The 20,621-nt window shown below is 63.7% G+C and carries 15 protein-coding genes; 8 read left to right on the top strand and 7 right to left on the bottom strand.

Annotated features, from left to right (window positions below; all coding sequences use genetic code 11):
* Positions 1 to 92: 92 nt before the first annotated feature.
* Both X728_RS151050 and ppa read left to right on the top strand, forming a co-directional pair.
* The gene (locus tag X728_RS151050) at positions 93 to 599 is read left to right on the top strand and encodes a GNAT family N-acetyltransferase (protein WP_023668622.1); all 507 of its coding nucleotides are present in this window, start codon (positions 93 to 95) and stop codon (positions 597 to 599) included.
* Positions 600 to 722: 123 nt separating this feature from the next.
* A complete protein-coding gene (gene ppa / locus X728_RS151055; protein WP_023668623.1) occupies positions 723 to 1,256 on the top strand; it encodes an inorganic diphosphatase in 534 nt (177 codons plus the stop codon).
* 218 nt (positions 1,257 to 1,474) lie between these two features.
* Here the strand turns inward: ppa and X728_RS151060 are convergent, their stop codons facing one another.
* Positions 1,475 to 2,071: a hypothetical protein gene (locus X728_RS151060; RefSeq protein WP_023700187.1), complete on the bottom strand. Its 597-nt coding sequence runs from the start codon at positions 2,069 to 2,071 to the stop codon at positions 1,475 to 1,477.
* Between the two features lie 255 nt (positions 2,072 to 2,326).
* Positions 2,327 to 2,944, bottom strand: a complete 618-nt coding sequence (locus X728_RS151065; protein ID WP_023668625.1) for a TetR/AcrR family transcriptional regulator — start codon at positions 2,942 to 2,944, stop codon at positions 2,327 to 2,329.
* Between the two features lie 73 nt (positions 2,945 to 3,017).
* Here X728_RS151065 and X728_RS151070 point away from each other — a divergent pair, with 73 nt between their 5' ends.
* The gene (locus tag X728_RS151070) at positions 3,018 to 4,301 is read left to right on the top strand and encodes an MFS transporter (RefSeq protein ID WP_031195587.1); all 1,284 of its coding nucleotides are present in this window, start codon (positions 3,018 to 3,020) and stop codon (positions 4,299 to 4,301) included.
* A gap of 263 nt (positions 4,302 to 4,564) precedes the next feature.
* Entirely contained in the window at positions 4,565 to 6,139 is a 1,575-nt protein-coding gene (locus X728_RS151075; protein WP_023831812.1) for an alkaline phosphatase, read from the top strand.
* A 47-nt stretch (positions 6,140 to 6,186) separates the two neighbouring features.
* On the opposite strand, the gene X728_RS151080 is transcribed toward X728_RS151075, so the two are convergent.
* Positions 6,187 to 6,465 carry a hypothetical protein gene (locus tag X728_RS151080; RefSeq protein ID WP_023753187.1) on the bottom strand — a complete coding sequence of 93 codons (279 nt, stop codon included), beginning with the start codon at positions 6,463 to 6,465 and terminating at the stop codon, positions 6,187 to 6,189.
* 197 nt (positions 6,466 to 6,662) lie between these two features.
* Here X728_RS151080 and typA point away from each other — a divergent pair, with 197 nt between their 5' ends.
* Complete coding sequence (typA, locus tag X728_RS151085; RefSeq protein ID WP_023681424.1) at positions 6,663 to 8,492, top strand: translational GTPase TypA; 1,830 nt, start codon at positions 6,663 to 6,665, stop codon at positions 8,490 to 8,492.
* Positions 8,493 to 8,547: 55 nt separating this feature from the next.
* Here the strand turns inward: typA and X728_RS151090 are convergent, their stop codons facing one another.
* Both X728_RS151090 and X728_RS151095 read right to left on the bottom strand, forming a co-directional pair.
* Positions 8,548 to 9,171 carry a DUF1062 domain-containing protein gene (locus tag X728_RS151090; protein WP_023831811.1) on the bottom strand — a complete coding sequence of 208 codons (624 nt, stop codon included), beginning with the start codon at positions 9,169 to 9,171 and terminating at the stop codon, positions 8,548 to 8,550.
* 339 nt (positions 9,172 to 9,510) lie between these two features.
* Positions 9,511 to 10,545: an L-idonate 5-dehydrogenase gene (locus X728_RS151095; protein WP_023831810.1), complete on the bottom strand. Its 1,035-nt coding sequence runs from the start codon at positions 10,543 to 10,545 to the stop codon at positions 9,511 to 9,513.
* Positions 10,546 to 10,685: 140 nt separating this feature from the next.
* Between X728_RS151095 and X728_RS151100 the strand changes: the two genes are divergently transcribed.
* Positions 10,686 to 11,300, top strand: a complete 615-nt coding sequence (locus X728_RS151100; RefSeq protein WP_023831809.1) for a LysE family translocator — start codon at positions 10,686 to 10,688, stop codon at positions 11,298 to 11,300.
* A 468-nt stretch (positions 11,301 to 11,768) separates the two neighbouring features.
* Here the strand turns inward: X728_RS151100 and X728_RS151105 are convergent, their stop codons facing one another.
* The gene (locus X728_RS151105) at positions 11,769 to 12,332 is read right to left on the bottom strand and encodes a peroxidase-related enzyme (RefSeq protein WP_023681420.1); all 564 of its coding nucleotides are present in this window, start codon (positions 12,330 to 12,332) and stop codon (positions 11,769 to 11,771) included.
* Positions 12,333 to 12,463: 131 nt separating this feature from the next.
* Between X728_RS151105 and X728_RS151110 the strand changes: the two genes are divergently transcribed.
* Together X728_RS151110 and X728_RS151115 are read left to right on the top strand one after the other, a co-directional pair.
* Positions 12,464 to 17,254 (top strand): NAD-glutamate dehydrogenase, encoded by a 4,791-nt coding sequence (locus X728_RS151110; protein WP_023831808.1) that lies wholly within the window; start codon positions 12,464 to 12,466, stop codon positions 17,252 to 17,254.
* A 295-nt stretch (positions 17,255 to 17,549) separates the two neighbouring features.
* Positions 17,550 to 18,929 carry an MFS transporter gene (locus X728_RS151115; RefSeq protein WP_023831807.1) on the top strand — a complete coding sequence of 460 codons (1,380 nt, stop codon included), beginning with the start codon at positions 17,550 to 17,552 and terminating at the stop codon, positions 18,927 to 18,929.
* Positions 18,930 to 18,973: 44 nt separating this feature from the next.
* Here the strand turns inward: X728_RS151115 and purH are convergent, their stop codons facing one another.
* The gene (gene purH, locus X728_RS151120) at positions 18,974 to 20,590 is read right to left on the bottom strand and encodes a bifunctional phosphoribosylaminoimidazolecarboxamide formyltransferase/IMP cyclohydrolase (protein ID WP_023831806.1); all 1,617 of its coding nucleotides are present in this window, start codon (positions 20,588 to 20,590) and stop codon (positions 18,974 to 18,976) included.
* Positions 20,591 to 20,621 lie beyond the last annotated feature (31 nt).

The raw sequence follows: 20,621 nt of genomic DNA, 5'->3' as shown, positions 1-20,621 counted from the left end.
GTCAGCAGTGTCGCGATCGGCTGTGAGAAAGCGGTCGGCGGGCTGACCTCGACTCTTGCAAATGGCCGATGCGGGTTTATGGTTAACAAATCATGAATACGCTGAGCATCGACATCAGGAAAGCCGAACCGCGCGACGCTGGCGCCATTGCGGACGTGCACCAGCAGGCTTGGGAGGGCGCCTATTCCGGCATCATCCCGCATCGCTCGCTGACCTCGATGATCAACCGCCGCGGCGCCGACTGGTGGGCCAACGCCATCCGCCGCGCCGCCACCGTTCTGGTGGTCGAGATCGGCGGCACCATCGCCGGCTATGCCACGATCGGCAAGAACCGCGCCCGCGAGCTGAAGCAACAGGGCGAAATCTACGAACTTTACCTGCGTCCGGAATATCAAGGCATCGGGCTCGGCAGCCGGCTGTTCAAGGCGGCGCGGGCGCGGCTTGCCGACCACGGGCTGAAGGGAATGGTGGTGTGGGCGCTGGAAGACAACCAGAACGCACTTTCCTTCTATGCCGGCGCGGGTGGCCGTGACGTCGCCGAAGGCGTCGAGATTTTCGAGCAGAGGGCGCTCAAGAAGGTCGCCTTCGTCTGGGAATGACCGGCCTCGGTTACAAATCATCATAAACCGTGCGCTTCCGTTAGCGCTTCGCACCAATCGCCGCATTGCACCATGCCGCGCCGCCCGCTATCGATCTTGGACATCGAGAGAGGGATTTAAGCCATGCGAATCGAAGCCATTGCCATCGGAAAGAACCCGCCCGAGGACATCAACGTCATCATCGAGGTGCCGATCGGCGGCGAGCCGATCAAGTACGAGATGGACAAGGAGGCCGGCACGCTGTTCGTCGACCGTTTCCTGCACACCTCGATGCGCTACCCCGGCAATTACGGTTTCGTGCCGCACACGCTCTCGGGCGACGGCGACCCGATTGACGTTCTGGTCTGCAACACCCGCGCGCTGGTGCCGGGCTGCGTCATCAATGTGCGGCCGATCGGCGTGCTGGTGATGGAAGACAATGCCGGCCAGGACGAGAAGGTCATTGCCGTGCCGTCGCCGAAGCTGACGCTGCGCTACGAAAACGTCACCGAATACACGCAGCTGCCCGAGATCACCCGCGACCAGGTCCAGCACTTCTTCGAGCACTACAAGGATCTCGAGCCCGGCAAATGGGTCAAGATCGAAGGCTGGCACGATTCCAAATACGCCAAGAAGATGATCGTCGACGCGATCGCACGGGCGAAGGCGGCAAAGTAGCGCCGAGAGAGGCCTGCGTCTCGTTCAAGTAAGCGGCAAACGCCAGCGCGAGGCACCCCCTCTGGCCTGCCGGCCATCTCCCCCTCAAGGGGGGAGTCGCAACGGCTTTCGTCAATTTTCAGCGCCGAAAGAAAAGCGCCGCCAGCGAAGCTGCCAATCTCCCCCCTTGAGGGGGAGATGCCCGGCAGGGCAGAGGGGGGTGCCTTGCACCCACGTGACTAGTTATCCACCCGACCAAACGCCGGCACGTTGCCGATGACGGTGTGCTTGTCCTTGCCACAGGCGAAACTCTTCGCCTTTTCGTCGGCCAACTTGCGCGCCTGGTCATTGGCCTGCGGGTTGCCGGTGGCCAGCACGAGGCCGATGGTGCAGCCGTCGCGGGCTTCCATCTGGGCGACCTTGGCGACGAGCAGCACTTCGGTCGGCTTGTTCTCGTCCTCGGGATTGCTGATCGAGCGGCGGTGGATGACGGCAAAGGGAACGGCAACGTCGCCCTTGGTCTCGATGCGCCACTCGACCTTGGCGCCGGACGAGTTGAAGCCGGAAAAGCTCTCCCAGACCGAGGTCATGTCGCCGCCGGGCGGAAATCCGTAGAACAGCGATTCACGGGCGTCGTCATAGGCGATCAGCACGGGATAGCCACGATAGCCGGAGCAGGCGAGTTCGGCCCATTCGCCGTCGCCTTCCTGCGCCTGCGCATAGGTGACGCAGTCCTTTTGCGAGTCGAGGTCGGTGTAGACGCTGGATATTCCGTCGGCATGGGCGGTTTGGGATAGGGCGGCGAGGGCGAATGGAACAAGCAGCAGGGTTCGCATGCGGACGTCTCCCGTGAAGTTCGCCCCAGCCTATCGCCAAATCTGCGGCCGGCCTAGCGTGCCAATCTCAACGTTGGCGCCGCCCAAATCGCCCTGCCGGGCAATTCTCCCCCTGAACGGGAGAAAGTGGCCGGCTGCGCCGCTGGCGACAACCTTGCAACGCTGGCAATTGGCGAAATCGTGATGAGAGCGTTCCTCGCCCCATTTCCGGGAAAGGATGCCGGCAGGTGAGGGGCGGCGCCAACGTTCGAAATGTTATTTCTTCAAGCTCGCCTCGATCAGCAGGTCGGCGTTGTGGGCGACCGCTGCCGCCGGGCCTCCGAGGCCGAAGAGCTGGCCACTGATATAGGCGCCTTCGATCAACAGCAGCAGGCCGTCGCCGAGCGTGTCAGGGTCTTTAGCGCCCATCGCTGCGGCCATCGCGCGCAGGCGGTGGCGCAACTCCTGCTTGTTGGCCTCGCTGACGACGCGCGCCGGATGGCCATGTTCGGGATATTCCACCGCCGCGTTGGTCATGCCGCAGCCGCGATAGTCCGGCCTTTGCGTGCGCTTGCCGACGCGAGTCAGGAAAGCCCTGAGCTGTGCCCGCGGGTCGCCGGGATGGGCAGCCACGGCTTCGTCGAAACGCTCCCAATACTCACGGTCATATTGCCTGAGATAGGAAGCGGCGAGCTCGTCCTTGGAGGGAAAGCTGCGGTAGAGGCTGGGCTTGGTGACGCCGGCGCGCTTGACGATCTCGTCGACGCCGATCGCCCGGATGCCGCGGCGGTAGAACAGGTCGTACGCCACGTCGAGGATTTTCTTGGCAGCCTTGGGCGGTGCGGCTGCATGACCGTCCTTGATGGTCAGTTCAATATTTTTGTCCGTTGGCATGGTATGACTCGATTGACGTGTTACCGATCGGTACGTATACATGTCCTCACCCTGCAACGTACCGGTCAGTAACATGATAGCTCAATCCCGTCCCTTTGGCCAGCGCTACGCTTTCGTCGTGGTTGGCGTCATCTTCCTCTGCTTGTTGATCGCGGCCGGGCTTCGTTCCGCACCCTCGGTGATGATGCTGCCGTTGGATAAAAGCTTCGGCTGGGGGCGCGATACGGTTTCGATTGCCGCCGCGATCGGCATCTTCCTTTACGGCCTGACCGGGCCGTTTGCCGCCGCATTGATGGAGCGTATCGGCTTGCGCCGCACGCTGCTTGCCTCGCTTGTGATCATGTCGGGCTCGACCGCGCTCAGCCTGCTGATGACCGAGCCATGGCATCTGTTCCTCACCTGGGGCGTGTTTTCAGGTATCGGCTCCGGCGCGGTCGCCACCGTGCTCGGCGCCACCATCGTCAACCGCTGGTTCAAGACCAATCGCGGCTTGGTGATGGGGCTGATGTCGGCCTCCAGCGCCACGGGCCTCTTGGTGTTCCTGCCGCTGCTGGCATCGCTCGCCCAGTCGGGCGGCTGGCAGCCCGTCGCTACCGCCGTCTCGATCGCCACCGCCTGTCTTCTGCCGCTGGTCTGGCTGTTGGTTCCGGAGCGTCCCGCTTCGATCGGCATGGTGCGCTATGGCGCCGGGGCGGATGACGTGCCGCCGGTATCGCCGGCATCGCAAGGCAATTTCCTGGCGCATACGCTCAACACGCTGCGCCGCGCCGCCGGCACCCGCGTCTTCTGGTATCTGTTCGCCACGTTCTTCATCTGCGGCTTCACCACCAACGGGCTGGTCGGCACGCATCTGATCTCCTTCTGCGGCGACATGGGCATCCCCGAGGTACAGGCCGCAGGCCTGCTGTCACTGATGGGTATTTTCGACCTGATCGGTACGACGCTCTCGGGCTGGCTCACCGACCGTTTCGACCCGCGCAAGCTGCTCGGCGTCTACTACGGCATTCGCGGCCTGGCGCTGATCTATCTGCCCTATTCCGGCTTCTCGGCGACCAGCCTGATCATCTTCGCCGTGCTCTACGGTCTCGACTGGATCGCCACCGTGCCGCCGACGCTCAGGCTCGCCAACGAGGCCTTCGGTGACCGCAGCGGCCCGATCGTGTTCGGCTGGATCGTAGCCGGCCACCAAGTCGGCGCCGCCACCGCCGCCGCCTTCGGCGGCACCATGCGCGAACTGCAGGGCAATTACGAACTGGCTTTCCTGATCGGCGGCATGACGGCGATCGTGGCTGCGTGTCTGTCGCTGCTGATCAATACGAGCAGGCCGGCTTTCGATCCGGAGCCGCAAGCGGCGTAAGGCGCGGTACTAATCTCCCCCCTCAGGGGGGAGATGGCCGCGAAGCGGCCAGAGGGGGTCCGTGCGACCGGACTCAGCCTCTTGCGCATAGGAGGTCGGCGCTCCAAGCGAGGCGACCCCCTTCTGTCGCCTTCGGCGACATCTCCCCCCTCAAGGGCGGAGATCACCTGTCGATTGTTATCAAAGTTTCATCTTCCCGAGATGTGGCTGAAACATTGAAGCTGGAGCTTGCTGGCACCGTTCGAAGCCATCAGGAGACAGCCATGAACAAGATCTCGTTGACCCGCCGCGCTCTCGTCACCTCTGCCAGCGCCGCCGGTCTGCTCGGCGCATCGGGGCTCGCTTTGCCCTATTATTCGCGCGCCAGCCAGCGCCCGGCCTTCACCCATGGCGTCCAGTCCGGCGATGTCGATGCCTCGAGCGGCATGGTGTGGACGCGCACCGACCGGCCTTCGCGCGTCATGTTCGAAGTGTCGTCGACGGAAAACTTCGCCAATGCGACGCGGCTGGCGCCGCTCGATACCTCGCCGGCCAGCGACTTCACGGTCAAGCGCCTGCTCACCGACCTCGCCTCCGACCAGGATATCTTCTACCGGATGACTGCCGCCGACCTGTCGGATATCAACGCCGTTTCCGAACCGATCGTCGGCCGTTTCCGCACAGCACCCGCCTCGAAGCGCGACATAAGATTCGCATGGTCGGGCGACACGGCCGGCCAGGGCTGGGGAATCGATGAGACCGGCATGAAAACCTACGCCACCATCGCCAGGCACACGCCGGATTTCTTCCTGCATTCCGGCGACACCATCTATGCCGATGGCGCCATGAAGGACGAGGTAGACCTGCCTGGCGGCGGCAAGTGGAAAAACGTCGTCCTGATCGACGGCAAGCGCAAGGTGGCCGAGACGCTGGATGAGTACCGCGACCAGTGGAAATACAACATGATGGACAAAAACGTTCTGGCCTTGAGCGCCATCTGCCCGACCTTCTACCAGTGGGACGATCACGAGGTGCTGAACAACTGGTCGGATTCGAAGAATCTCGGCGCCGACAGCCGCTACACCGAAAAATCCGTCCATGTGCTCGCGGCGCGTGCGGCGCGCGCCTTCCATGAGATGACGACGATCCGCTACGAGCCGTCCGAGCCCGGCCGCGTCTACCGCAAGATCGCGCATGGGCCGCTGCTCGACGTGTTCTTCCTCGACATGCGCTCCTATCGCGGCCCGAACGGCCCCGACATGCAGGAGGACATGACGCCGCAGTCACGCATGCTGGGCGAACAGCAGACGAAATGGCTGAAGCGCGAGCTGACGAATTCCAGGGCGACCTGGAAGATCATTGCCGCCGACATGCCGCTCGGCCTCGTCGTCTGGGACGACGGCGCCAAGAAGGTCGGCGCGGAAGCCATCAGCAATGGCGACAATGGCCTGCCCAAAGGCCGCGAGCTCGAGATCGCCGACCTGTTGCGCTACATCAAGACTGCCGGCATCACCAACACGGTCTGGTTGACCGCCGATGTCCACTACACGGCGGCGCACTATTACAACCCCGACAAGGCGCGGTTCCAGGATTTCAATCCTTTCTGGGAATTCGTCTCGGGCCCGATCCACGCCGGTACCTTCGGTCCCAATGATTTCGACATGACCTTCGGCCCGGAGCTGAAATTCATCAAGGCGCCGACCACCGAACAGGGCCAGAACCTGCCACCCTCGGCCGGCCTGCAGTTCTTTGGCCTGGTGGACATTTCAGGGGCGACAGAGCAGCTGACCGTGCGGCTGATGGATCGCGACGACATCAAGCTTTACAAGGTGACGCTCGATCCGGTGCGGTCGGCGTAAGCCTTTGGGTCGGTGCGAAGGATCGCTATGCCTGGAATGGGCAGCCGTCAGTCCGGGTAGCAAACCGTCGGAATCTTCGGCCACACCGCGCTGTCGCAGCCTGCAACCTGCTGCCTCTGCTTGAAAGAGGCGCTGACCGGGCCGGTGACCACGGGGTCGACGCCATCAGGGGCGTCGGCAAACATCTGCTCGGCCGTCCGGTCGGACGACGAAGCCGGATTGGCTTCCTTCACCGTGGCGGCCGATTGAGCGGCATTGGCCGCCAGCACGGCAGCGAATGCGACCGAAGCGATGAGGGGCCAAAATCGATTGAGTTTGTCGGTCATGAATTTCGAACTACCCGGGCCCAGAAAGGTTCCCGCCTTGGTTAACAAAACCATCTCACACCGAGATGCTTAAGATTTGATGAGTATTTGGTGGTGCGCCTCCTCTTTCGCAATTGCGAAAAACCCTGTATGAGCCGCGCAACCGAAAGAGGCGGCGCCCTTTGGCCTGCTGCCTGCAACGCTCCCGAGACCACAAAATGAAAATTCGTAATATCGCGATCATCGCGCACGTCGACCATGGAAAAACCACCCTCGTCGACCAATTGCTGCGGCAATCCGGTTCCTTCCGCGACAATCAGCGCGTCGCCGAGCGCGCCATGGATTCCAACGACCTCGAAAAGGAACGCGGCATCACCATCCTGGCCAAGGCGACCTCGGTCGACTGGAAGGACACCCGCATCAACATCGTAGACACCCCCGGCCACGCCGATTTCGGAGGTGAGGTCGAGCGCATCCTGTCGATGGTGGATTCGGCGATCGTGCTGGTCGACGCGGCCGAAGGCCCGATGCCGCAGACCAAGTTCGTCGTCGGCAAGGCGCTCAAGGTCGGCCTGAAGCCGATCGTCGTCATCAACAAGATCGACCGTCCGGACGCCCGCCACGTCGAAGTGGTCAACGAGGTGTTCGACCTGTTTGCAGCGCTTGACGCCACTGACGAGCAGCTCGACTTCCCGATCCTCTACGGTTCTGGCCGCGATGGCTGGGTCTCGGAAAATCCGGAAGGCCCGAAGGACCAGGGCCTGGCGCCGCTGTTCGACCTCGTCATCAAGCATGTGCCGGAGCCGACCGTTCATCCCGGCCCGTTCCGCATGATCGGCACCATCCTGGAAGCCAATCCCTTCCTCGGCCGCATCATTACCGGCCGTATCGAGAGCGGCACGCTGAAGTCCAACCAGGCGGTCAAGGTGCTCCACCATGACGGCACGCAGATAGAAACCGGGCGCATCTCCAAGATCCTCGCGTTCCGTGGCCTTGAGCGCCAGCCGATCGAAGAGGCGCAGGCGGGTGACATCGTCGCCATTGCCGGCCTGTCCAAAGGCACCGTCGCCGACACGTTCTGCGACCTGGCGGTGACCGAGGCGTTGCATGCGCAACCGATCGATCCGCCAACCGTGACCATGTCTTTCCTGGTCAACGATTCGCCGCTCGCCGGCACTGAAGGCGACAAGGTGACCAGCCGCGTCATCCGCGACCGCCTGCTGCGCGAAGCCGAAGGCAATGTCGCGCTCAAGATCGAGGAATCGCCCGACAAGGATTCGTTCTTCGTTTCCGGCCGCGGCGAATTGCAGCTGGCCGTGCTGATCGAGACGATGCGCCGCGAAGGCTTTGAAATCGCCGTGTCGCGTCCGCGCGTCGTCATGCAGAAGGGCGAGAACGGTGAATTGTTGGAGCCGGTCGAGGAAGTCGTCATCGACGTCGACGAGGAGCATGCCGGCATCGTCGTGCAGAAGATGTCGGAGCGCAAGGCCGAGATGGTCGAGCTGCGCCCCTCCGGCGGCAACCGCCAGCGCATCGTCTTCCACGCGCCGACACGCGGCCTGATCGGTTACCAGTCGGAACTGTTGACCGACACGCGCGGCACCGCCGTGATGAATCGCCTGTTCCACGCCTACCAGCCCTACAAGGGCGAGCTGCCGGGCCGCACCAACGGCGTGCTGATCTCCAACGAACAGGGCGAGGCAGTGGCCTATGCCATGTGGAACCTCGAAGACCGCGGCCCGATGGTCATCGACCCGGGCGTCAAGGTCTATCAGGGCATGATCATCGGCATCCATAGCCGTGACAACGACCTCGAAGTGAACGTGCTGAAGGGCAAGAAGCTGACCAACATCCGCGCCGCCGGCAAGGATGAGGCGGTCAAGCTGACGCCGCCGATCCGCATGACGCTGGAGCGCGCGCTGGCCTGGATCCAGGACGACGAGCTGGTCGAGGTGACGCCGAAGACCATCCGCCTGCGCAAGCTCTATCTCGACCCGAACGAGCGCAAGCGCTTCGAGAAGTCGGCCAAGGTTGTGGGCGCGGCGTAATCGTCTGATTGTCTAAATTCGAGAGGGGCGAAGCACCGGTGCTTCGCCCCTCTTGTCATTCACCCACGGCAGCCGAAATGATGGCTTCACGATCCGGCTCGTCGGCCAGGTCAATGCGAATCGCCGTGCCGTCGCGGGCCGGCTTGCGCAAAGCTCTGGCGCCTTCGGGAACAAAAACCAGCAATCGTTTCTCCTCCAGCGCCTGAAGCCTTGATCGGGAGATGCCGAGTTCGCCGGCGAGCAGACGGTCGAGCCGCAGCGATGTCGGCATTTCCAGCCCAAGCCTGATTTCAAGCGTCGTTGCGCCCCTCTCGCCGAGGCTTCGCTTTTGAACCGCGACATCCGAAAATTCCTCGACGCGTCCGACCCGGTTTCGCAACGCCACGACATCGAAGGCATGGTGGCGGGCGAGTGTCGGGTCGTTGCTTTCGAGAGCGGTCAGCAGCGTCGGTTCGATGTCGCGGCGGTTGCAGCGTTCGAAAATGCCGAAATTCCACGAATTGTCGCAGTCGATGCAGCGATAGATCAGCCAGACATCAATGCGTTTGCCATTGGCGTTGACGCGGAATTTGTCGCTGCAGCGATAGGCTTTCACGGCGCCGCAGCGGTTGCAGTGGATCAGGGGTCGAGGTGCGATTTCGGGCGCGATTGCCCAGCGGATAGCGAGATGTTGGGACAAGCCGGAAGACCTTCCAGTGTGGAAGTTCTTCAGGTCGGCAATGGCGAGATGCCCATGCGGGCACGGCGTGGCGAGAGCTAGCTATGTCGGAAATCAGCTGTCACGGGCGGCAAAGCGCGCGACAACGGTTCAGCGGTGCCAAACCGGTCTCGAACCGCCGCCTGAGGAACACGTGAAATGGAGCAGGCACCGCTTAATGCGGCGCCCTGCCAAGTGTGATCAGGGAGTTGGCGAGACCGGCGGTTACTGAGGCAAAATGAAGCTCGAAATGAATGTCGGGACGGTTCTTCTAGCGGCAAGATGCCGAGCGGGCAAGGTTCATAGGGTGTCTCGCCCTGCTCAGGCGAAGGCGATCTGTACCTTCATCGATTTGTTGCGGTCGCCGGCGATCTCGAAAGCCGCAACCGCCTCGTCCATCGGATAGATGCCGGTCAGCAGCGGCTTGACGTCGACGCGACGGTTGTTGATCAGATCGACGGCCAGCGCGAACTCGTCGTGGAAACGGAAGGAGCCGCGCATTTCGATCTCCTTGGCGACGATGAGATTCTGAGGCAGCGACATGTCGCCGCCTAGGCCGAGCTGCACGAGCACCCCGCGCGGCTTCAGCACATCGAGCCCGGCTCGCACCGCGCGCTCATTGCCGGAGCATTCGAACATGACGTTGAAACTGCCCTTCTCGACATTGTAGCCAGCGAGCTTGTCGGCATCTGTGGCGACATTGATGGTGCAGTCGGCGCCGATCTCGTTGGCCTTGGCCAGAACCGCGTCCATGACATCGGTGACGACGATCTCGCGCGCGCCGTGGACGCGCGCGGCCAGGATGCACAGCGCGCCGATCGGCCCGCTGCCGGTGACCAGAACCCGCTTGCCGAGCAGCGAACCGGCGCGGTTCACGGCATGCAGCGTTACCGCGAACGGCTCGGCAAAGGCGGCTTCGTTGATGGAGACATGGTCGGCGATTTTGTGGCACTGCCAGGCCTCCGCGACGAGGCGCTGGCGGAAGGCGCCCTGTATATGCGGCATCGGCATGGCGCTGCCGTAGAAGCGCATGTTGAGGCACTGGTTCTGCACGCCCTGCAGGCAGTACCGGCACGCATTGCAGGGCCGGCTGGGCGAAATCGCAACGCGGTCGCCGACGGCAAGGCTGGAAACGCCGGCGCCAAGTGCCTTCACCGTGCCAGCGACCTCATGTCCGAGGATCATCGGCTCGCGCAGGCGCACCACGCCGAAGCCGCCATGATTGTAGTAGTGCAGGTCCGAGCCGCAGATGCCGCCGGCCTCGACCGATATTTCGACCTGTCCGGCGCCAGGCGCGCCCGAATCGGTCTCTTCGATGCGCAGGTCTTTTGCGGCGTGGATGACGATTGATTTCACGGCCGCGATCCTTTCTCAAACCGCTGGCACGGGCAAGTCCGATCTCCGAAATGTGTCGCGTTCGTTGGCCCATCAGGCAGAGGGTGCCAAATTGACGCCGATCGGATATTCTTCGCCATCCAACGCTCGAAGGCTCCGTCATGCACCTCACCTCGCTCCTGATCTTCGCCGCCGCCTTGTTCGTCGCTGCCGGTTCCCCCGGCCCGTCGATCGCCGCACTTGTTGCCCGCGTCATCTCGAAAGGCTTTCGCGACGTGTTCCCTTTCCTGCTCGCCATGTGGATCGGCGAGGGCATCTGGCTGTCGCTGGCGGTGTTTGGGCTGGCGGTCGTGGCGCAGACCTTCCATTTCGCCTTCGTCGTCGTGAAATGGATCGGCGTCGCTTACCTCGCCTATCTCGCCTTCAAGATGTGGACCGCACCTGTCGACGCAAAAGAAGGCGAGATGCCGCGCGAGGATTCGGCGACAAAGCTGTTCTTTGCCGGCATGGCGGTGACGCTCGGCAATCCCAAGATCATGATGTTCTATCTGGCGCTGCTGCCGACGATCATCGACCTCGCTTCGGTGAGTGTCATCGGCTGGGTCGAACTGACGGCGACGATGGCGGTGGTTCTGATCGCCCTCGATCTCGCCTGGGTCGTCGCGGCCTCACAGGCGCGCAAACTGTTGAAGAGCAAGCGTGCGATGAAGATCGCCAACCGCATCAGCGCCACGACGATGGCCGGCGCTGCCGGGGCCATCGCGGCGCGATCCTGACCGCCTTTCTATGGGAACCTCAAAGCTAGACTTTGTCCAATAGATCCATGCTATCAGACGTGCCAACTTTCCAGCCGGCGAAGCATCCCAAAACGCCACAGGCCGCGCATCGTACGCCAACATACAGCCAGCGAACGCCGTCACGTTCCGGGTAGATGGAAAACCCGACGCCGATGTTTGCAGCTTCGGAGCCGCACTCGGTGCACGCCCATCGTTCCGGCTGGGGTTCGTCCCAAAATTCCGCACTGTCGCAGATAAGATGCTCGGATCCGCAGACCGTGCACGTTCGTCGCGCCACACCCTCGTCATCGTCGGCATCGAGGAGAAACGAGATGGAACCGCACTTGCAGCGGCGAGCCTGAAGTCATGAACCTCGGCGTTGTCGGCGCCATAGGCTTCCAAGTATTCTCCGATGTCAGTGGGCTCGCTGCCAACCCACCACTTGGCTGACGTATCTATCGTCATTGGTCACCTCGCCATGGCGTGGTATTCGTCGTTCGGGCGCATGTCGATGGCCGCCGCCACGCGGTTCGACATGTTGAAGAAGGCGGCGGTCGAGGCGATGTCCCAGATGTCGCGGTTGGTGAAGCCGGCGTTGCGCAGTGCTTCCCTGTCCGCCTCGACGATCTTTGCCGGCTCTTCCGTCAGCTTGACGGCGAATTCGAGCATCGCCGTCTGTTTCGGTGAAAGATTGGCAGCGCGGAAGTTCATCACCATCATCTCGCCGAGAGCCGGATCGCCGGAGAGCTGGCGCACCGCCGCGCCATGCGCGGTCAGGCAATAATAGCAATGGTTGATCGAGGAGACGACGACCGCGATCATCTCCCGCTCCAGCTTCGACAGGCCGGATTCACCCAGCATCAGATCATTGTAGGTGTCGGTAAAGGCGCGCAGCTTCTTCTCGTCGAAGGCATAGGCAAGAAGCACGTTGGGAACCAGGCCGAGCTTTTCCTCGCATTTGGCGAAATAGGCTTTTGTCGCCTCGCTCAGCTCCGCGATACCGAGGTCAAGTGCGCTGATTTTGCCGGACATGGGGTCTTCCTCCTGGTTCACCGGCGCCTGACCGTCGAATTCCTGCAATTCTTATCGAGCCGTCAAACCTTTGTCGCCAAACAGCGGTCATCTGCTACCATAGTCGTAAAAGCATGTGACGGGAGGACAACATGGCGAGCGTGAAATCCGCAGCTAAGCCGAGGAAAACAGCCACTGCCGGGGTGAAACCCGACGGGAAGCCGGCCAGGCTCGCCGACTATTTGCTGGCCCGCGCGCCGGCCGAAGACATCGCCGCCTATGACGCCGCCGACCTGGAGCGCGCCTCCGACCTGGCAGGACGTGCGGTCGCCGCCCACAAAAAGGGCCAAAGTGTCGTCGCCGTCGATGCCGGGTCGGGCGTCTCCCGCGAGGGCCGCCCGATGACGATCATCACCGTCGTCAACGACAACATGCCGTTCCTGTTCGATTCGATCCTCGGCGAGATCACAGAAACTGCCGGCGAACCGACTTTGGTCACCCATCCGGTCATCGTCGTGCGTCACGGCAAGGCCGGCGTCGACGAGATCCTCGGCGACGGCAGCGCCCTCAAGGACGATGGCAATCACGACCGCCTGAGCGTCGTCCATGTCCATATTCCGCGCCTGACGGCGGAGCAGGCCGACGCGCTGGCCGACCGCCTGCGCAAGATGCTCAACCAGGTGCGCGCCGCCGTCAGCGACTGGAAGCCGATGCTCGCCCGTCTCGACCAGGCGATTTCCGAATTCCGCTATTCCGCCGTGCCGCTCGACAAGAAGAGCGTTGCCGAGGCCATCGCCTTCCTTGAATGGCTGCGCGACGACAATTTCACTTTCCTCGGCATGCGCGAGTTCAAATATTCCGGCGGCGCGGAGAGCGGCAATCTGGAGCGCGCCGACAAGCCCGGTCTCGGCATCCTCGCCGACCCGGATGTGCTGGTGCTCCGGCGCGGCACCGAGGCGGTGACGACGACGCCCGAAATCCGCGCCTTCCTCCATGGGCCGGAGCCGCTGATCGTTACCAAGGCCAACGCCAAGTCGCTGGTGCACCGCCGCATTTATCTCGATTATATCGGCGTCAAAACCTACACCGCCAAGGGCACGCTTGCCGGCGAGTTGCGCATGGTCGGCCTGTTCACCTCGACTGCCTACACGCGCTCGGTGATGAAAATCCCGTATCTGAGGTCAAAGGCCGAGACCATCATCGCCAAGTCCGGCTTCGACCGGCACGACCATTCCGGCAAGGCACTGATCAACGTTCTGGAGAGCTATCCGCGCGACGAACTGTTCCAGGTGCCGGTGCCGATCCTGAAGAAGCACGCCGCGGCCATTCTCGGCCTGGTCGAGCGGCCGCGGGTGCGGGCGCTGGTGCGCGCCGACCAGTTCGACCGCTTCGTCTCGATCCTCGTCTTCGTGCCGCGCGACCGCTATGACAGCGTCGTGCGCGAGAAGATCGGCACCTATCTCAAGACCGTCTTCGAGGGCCGTTTGTCGGCTTATTATCCGGCGTTTCCGGAGGGCGGGCTGGCGCGTGTGCATTTCATCATCGGCCGCTCGGGCGGCAAGACGCCGAAGGTCGAGCAGGCGGTGATCGAAGCGGCGATCCGCGATATCGTGCGAACCTGGGACGACGCGCTGGCCGAAGCCGCGGAAGCCGTCGGTGGCGATCCATCGCTGAAGGCGATCGCCACGCGTCTGCCTGAGAGCTATCGCGATTCCTTCAGCGCGGCCGTCGCGCTGAAGGATGCGGGCCGCATCGCCGGCATCAGCACCGCCAACCCGATCGCCATCGACTATTACCGCCATGCCGAGCAGAAACCGCATCAGGCAGCGCTGAAGATCTACCACCACGGCAGCCCGGTAGCGCTGTCGCGTCGCGTGCCGGTGCTGGAAAACATCGGCTTCCGCGTCATCAGCGAGCGCACCTTCGAGGTTGGCGAGGACGGCGGCGACACCGTCTTCGTCCACGACATGGAGCTGGAGAACAGCTACGGCAAGCCGATCGACCTCAGCGATGGCGGCGCGCTGTTCGAGGACGCGTTCCTGTCGGTCTGGCGCGGCGACATCGACAATGACAGCTATAACGGGCTTGCCCAGACCGCCGGCCTGTGGTCGGGCGAAGTCAGCATTCTGCGCGCCTATGGCCGCTACCTGCAGCAAGCCGGTATCCCGCAGAGCCAGGATTTCATCGCGGCCGCGCTCAACCGCTATCCCGACATTGCGCGCGGCCTGCATGCACTATTCGTCGCTCGTCTCGGCCCGACCGCCGAGACGGAAGGCGTCATCGCCGCCAAGCACCTCAAGGCCAAGATCAAGGACGCGCTGGAGGAAGTCCCTAACATTGATGACGACACCATCATCCGCCGCTATCTCAACCTGATCGAAGCCTCGTTGCGCACCAATCATTTCGTTGCGGGAACGAAGGCGCGGGGCCAGTCACTGGCGATCAAGCTGGACTCGCAAGCGGTCGAAGGATTGCCGGCGCCGCGGCCGTGGCGCGAGATCTTCGTCTACGGTTCCGAGGTCGAAGGCGTGCATCTGCGCTTCGGCCCGGTTGCGCGCGGCGGCCTGCGCTGGTCGGACCGCGCCCAGGATTACCGCACCGAGGTGCTCGGCCTGGTCAAGGCGCAGCAGGTCAAGAACGCCGTCATCGTGCCGGTCGGCGCCAAGGGCGGCTTCTATCCGAAGAAGCTGCCGATGAGCGCCGGCCGCGACGCCATCTTCGAGGCCGGCACCTCGGCCTACAAGAATTTCGTTTCCAGCCTGCTGTCGATCACCGACAATATCGGCCTCGATGGCGTCATACCCCCAGCCGGCGTCGTCAGGCGCGACCCCGACGATCCCTATTTCGTCGTCGCCGCCGACAAGGGCACGGCGACCTTTTCCGACACCGCCAACGCCATCAGCGAAAGCCACGGCTTCTGGCTCGACGACGCCTTCGCCAGCGGCGGCTCGGCCGGTTACGACCACAAGAAGATGGGCATCACCGCCAAGGGCGCCTGGGAAGCGGTCAAGCGGCATTTCCGCGAGATCAACCGCGACATCCAGACCACCCCCTTCACCGTCGTCGGCGTCGGCGACATGTCGGGCGACGTGTTCGGCAACGGCATGCTCTTGTCGCCGCAGACCAGGCTGATCGCCGCCTTCGACCATCGCGACATCTTCATCGATCCCGATCCAGACAGAGTGGCGTCGATGGCGGAGCGCGAGCGCATGTTCGCGCTGCCGCGTTCGTCCTGGCAGGACTATGACAAGACCAAGCTGTCGGAAGGCGGCGTCATCGTCTCGCGCAGCCAGAAGTCGATCACGCTGCCTGCGGCAGCGGCGGCGGCGATTGGTCTCGCCAAGACCACGGCGACACCGGCCGAGATCATGACCGCCATCCTCAAGGCGAACGTCGACCTTCTGTGGTTCGGCGGCATCGGCACGTATTTACGGGCCTCGGGCGAAACCAATGCCGAAGTCGGCGACCGCGCCAATGACGCCATCCGCATCACCGCGCTCGATGTGCGGGCCAAAGTGATCGGTGAGGGCGCCAATCTCGGCGTCACGCAGCGTGCCCGCATCGAATTCGGCATGAATGGCGGTCGCTGCAACTCCGATGCCATCGACAATTCCGGCGGCGTCAACTGCTCCGACGTCGAGGTCAACATCAAGATCGCGCTGGCGTCCGCCATGCGCAAGGGATCGCTGACCCGGCCGGCGCGCAACAAGCTGCTGGCCGAGATGACCGACGAGGTCGCCGGCCTCGTGCTGTCCAACAATTACGAACAGACGCTGGCGCTTTCCATCGCCCGCAAGCGCGGCCTTGCCGACATCGCGCACCAGAGCCGGTTCATGGCGGCGCTGGAGGCTCGGGGCCTGCTCGACCGCGCTGTCGAGACGCTGCCGTCGCCGGCCGCCCTTGCCGAGCGCGAGGCGCGTGGCGAGCCGCTGACCCGGGCGGAGCTTGGCGTGCTGCTCGCCTATGCCAAGATCGTGCTGTTTTCCGACATCGTCGCCAGCGACGTGCCTGACGACGCGCATTTCGACCGCGACCTGATGGGCTATTTCCCTGACCGGATGACGAAGAAATATGCGGCCGAGATCCATGGCCACCGGCTGCGCCGCGAAATCATCGCCCGCGTCGTCGCCAACGATCTCGTCAATCGCGGCGGACCGTCATTCGTCAACCGGCTGCAGGAAGCCACGGGGCGCAGCGCGGCCGACGTGGTGCGCACCTTCGCCGTGGTGCGCGACGGCTTCGCGTTGCCGGCGCTCTATCGGGAGATCGATGCGCTGGACAGCCACATCGACGGCCAGGCGCAGCTCGATCTCTACCAGTCCGTCAGCCGGCTTATCTTCGTGACCAGCGGCTGGTACCTGAAGAACGATGCCGGCACCGCAGCGCTCGGCCAGCGCATTGCCGAACTGCAAGAGGCGCGCATGGCGCTGGAGCCGAAGCTGCTCTCGCTGCTGCCGGCCTTCTCCCGCGAGCGGGTCGAGGAGAGGCGGGATGGCCTGTTCAAGGCCGGCGCCCCGGAAAAGCTCGCCGGGCAGCTGGCAATGGCCGATGTGGCGGGACTGATCCCCGACATCGCACTGACGGCGCGCACGGCCAATGCCGACGTCGTCGCCTCGGCCAAGGCGTTCTTCGCCGTCAGCGATGCCTTCCGCATTCCGCGCGTCGAAGAGGCGGCGCGTTCAATCACGCCGTCGGACTATTACGACCAGCTGGCGCTGTCGCGCGCCACCGACACGATCGGCGCGGCGCGGCGCGGCATTGCGGTGGCGGCTCTCGCCGGCCATGCCGGGACGGCGGATCCTGTGGCGGCCTGGCTGGAAGCCGGAGGCGAGCGCGTGGCGCGCATCCGCGAGCGGCTGCAGGCGCTGACCGAAGGCGGGGATATCACCGTGTCCAGGCTGTCGGTGGCTTCGGGGCTGATGAGCGATCTGACGGGGATGTGAGGCTCGGGACTTTACCCTCCCCCTTGTGGGGAGGGTCGCTGCGAAGCAGCGGGGTGGGGGTGCGGCACCGACCCCCCCCCGGCCCTTCCGNTGCGGCACCGACCCCCACCCGGACCTTCGGTCCGACCTCCCCACAAGGGGGAGGTAGGGGCGCGGCGCCTTTCTTCGCGTCTCTATGCAGGTAGACAGCGGCGACATCCAGGTGAGGGGCAGCGCGAATCTTTGGCGGTTTGCATGAGCATTCGAAACATGCAGACATGGCATCCGACAAGCGCGGTGTCCCGGGGGAATCATCATGGCGGCGGTAGAAACAGTGCAGCGGGCATCCGGGCGCGGCATCTGGGGATGGATGTTCTTCGACTGGGCGGCGCAGCCGTTTTTCACCGTCGTCACCACCTTCATCTTCGGGCCTTATTTCGTCTCGCGCATGGCGAGCGATCCGGTCTCAGGCCAGGCGGCCTGGGGCTACGGCATCGCTGTTGCGGGCCTGGTCATTGCCGTGCTGTCGCCCATGCTCGGCTCGGTTGCCGACCAGACCGGGCCGCGCAAGCCGTGGATTGCGTTCTTCGCCTCGATCAAGATCATCAGCCTTTGCCTGCTATGGTTCGCCGCTCCCGGCTCGAACCTTTTCCTGGTGGTGCTGTTCTTTTCTCTCGCTTCGGTCGCGGCGGAATTCTCGACCGTGTTCAACGATTCGATGATGCCGCGCCTGGTGCCGAAGAGCGAGATCGGCCACGTCTCCAACATTGCCTGGGGACTTGGTTATCTCGGCGGCATGATCGCGCTGATCTTTGTTGTCGCCTGTCTTGCGGGTTCGCCGGAGACCGGCAAGACGATCATCGGCATCGACCCGCTCTTTGGGCTCGACCCGAAACTCGGCGAGGACGCGCGCGCCACCGGGCCGCTGTCGGCCGGCTGGTATTTCCTGTTCATCCTGCCGATGTTCTTCTTTACGCCGGACGCCATCAAGGGGATTCCGATCGGGCCCGCGGTGCGCGAGGGGCTGTCGGAACTGAAGTCGACGCTGACTGAAGTGCGCCGGCGCAAAGGCATCTTCCGCTTCCTTGTCGCCCGCATGATTTATCAGGACGGCGTCAATGCGCTGCTCGCTTTGGGCGGCACCTTTGCGGCAGCGATGTTCCACTGGTCGATCACCGAGATCGGCATGTTCGGCATTATCCTCAACGTCGTCGCCATCGTCGGCTGCCTGGTTGCCGCATGGCTGGACACCGCGCTTGGCTCCAAGACCATCGTGATGATTTCGCTCGTCCTGCTCAGCATCGCCACCATCGGCATCGTTTCGACCGGGCCAGGCTACACGTTGTTCGGCGCCTGGATGATGCCGGGAGCCGATAGTGGCGGCCTGTTCGGCACGGCGGCGGAAAAGGCCTACATTTTCTATGGCCTGCTGATAGGGCTGGCGTTCGGACCGGTGCAGGCGTCGTCACGCTCCTACATGGCGCGCAGCGTGACCGCGGCCGAATCCGGCCGCTATTTCGGCATCTATGCGCTGGCCGGAAGGGCGACGAGTTTCCTGGCGCCGTTCATGGTGGCGTCGATCACGCTCGCCAGCGGCTCGGCGCGGCTCGGCATGGCGGCCATCGTGCTGTTCCTGGGCGTTGGGATCGCGATATTGATCTGGACGCCGTACCCGGCGGATCAGCCGGTGGAATAGCGCCGCACTTTTCCTTCTCCCCTTGTGGGAAAAGGCAGAGGCGCTCAATGCCTGAAATGCCTCACGCCGGTAAACACCATGGCGATGCAATGCGCGTCGGCAGCGGCGATAACGTCGTCGTCGCGCATCGAGCCGCCGGGCTGGATCACCGCCGTGGCGCCGGCTTCGATCGCGGATATGAGCCCGTCGGCGAAAGGGAAGAAAGCGTCGGAGGCGACCACCGAGCCCTTGGTCAACGGCTCCGCGAGGCCAGCTGCTTCCGCCGCGTCGAGCGCCTTGCGTGCGGCGATGCGCGAGGAATCGACGCGGCTCATCTGGCCGGCGCCGATGCCGACCGTGGCGCCGTCCTTGGCGTAAACGATGGCGTTCGACTTGACGTGCTTGGCGATGCGGAAAGCGAATTTGAGGTCGGCCATCTCGGCCGCCGTCGGTGCGCGCCTGGTCACCACCTTGAGCTCGAGATCGTCGACTACCGCATTGTCGCGGCCCTGGACGAGCATGCCGCCGGCGACGGATTTCACTGTGATGCCGCCGGCGTGCGGATCGGACAGACCGCCGGTGACCAGCAGGCGCAAATTCTTTTTGGCGGCGATGATGCGGACAGCGTCCTCCGACGCGTCCGGCGCGATGATCACCTCGGTGAAGGTTTTTACGATCTCCTGCGCGGCTTCGGCATCGAGGATGCGGTTCATGGCAACGATACCGCCAAAGGCCGAAACCGGGTCGCAGGCCAGCGCTCTCGCATAGGCAGCAGCCAGTGAAGCGCCCTCGGCGACGCCGCATGGATTGGCGTGCTTGATGATGGCGACCGCTGCACAGCGGTTCGGATCGAACTCGCCGACCAGCTCGAAGGCGGCATCGGTGTCGTTGATGTTGTTGTAGGACAGCTGCTTGCCCTGCAACTGGCGAGCCGTGGCGACCCCGGGCCGCTTGTCGCCATTGACGTAGAAGCCGGCGCTCTGATGCGGATTCTCGCCGTAGCGCATGACACTTTCCAGCCTGCCGCCGAAGGCGCGCCAGGTCGGGTGCTCGATCTCAAGCGTTTCTGCGAACCAGCCGGAGATCGCCGCGTCGTAGCTGGCGGTGCGGGCAAAGGCCTTTGCCGCCAGCTTCTGGCGGAAATCCAGCGACAGCGAGCCGATGTTCATCTCCAGCGCGTTCAGCACCGAGGCATAATCGCCGGGATCGGTGACGATGGCGACATAGGCATGGTTCTTGGCCGAGGCGCGGATCATCGCCGGGCCGCCAATGTCGATGTTCTCGACAACAGCGGCATAGTCGGCGCCGGAGCGGCGGACCTCCTCGAACGGGTAGAGATTGGAGACGAGCAGATCGATCGGCTCGATACCGTGATCGTGCATCGCGTTGGCGTGTTCGGGATCGTCGCGCACGCCGAGCAGCGCGCCATGCACCGACGGGTGCAGCGTCTTGACGCGGCCGTCCATGATCTCGGGAAAGCCGGTCAGTTCGGAAACGTCGCGCACGGCAAGGCCAGCTTCGGCGATCGCCTTTGCCGTGCCGCCGGTCGAAACCAGCTCGACGCCGGCTGCCACCAGACCCCTGGCGAAGTCGATCAGGCCGGTCTTGTCGAAGACGGAAAGCAGGGCGCGGCGGACCGGAACGAGGTCGGGTGCCGGAATGTTCTTGGCGGCGACGGCCATGGGCTGGCGGCCTTTCAGGGCTGATTGGAGA

Source organism: Mesorhizobium sp. L103C119B0 (assembly GCF_000502235.1).
Lineage (GTDB): Bacteria > Pseudomonadota > Alphaproteobacteria > Rhizobiales > Rhizobiaceae > Mesorhizobium.
This window is presented reverse-complemented; position numbering and strand designations above follow the sequence as displayed.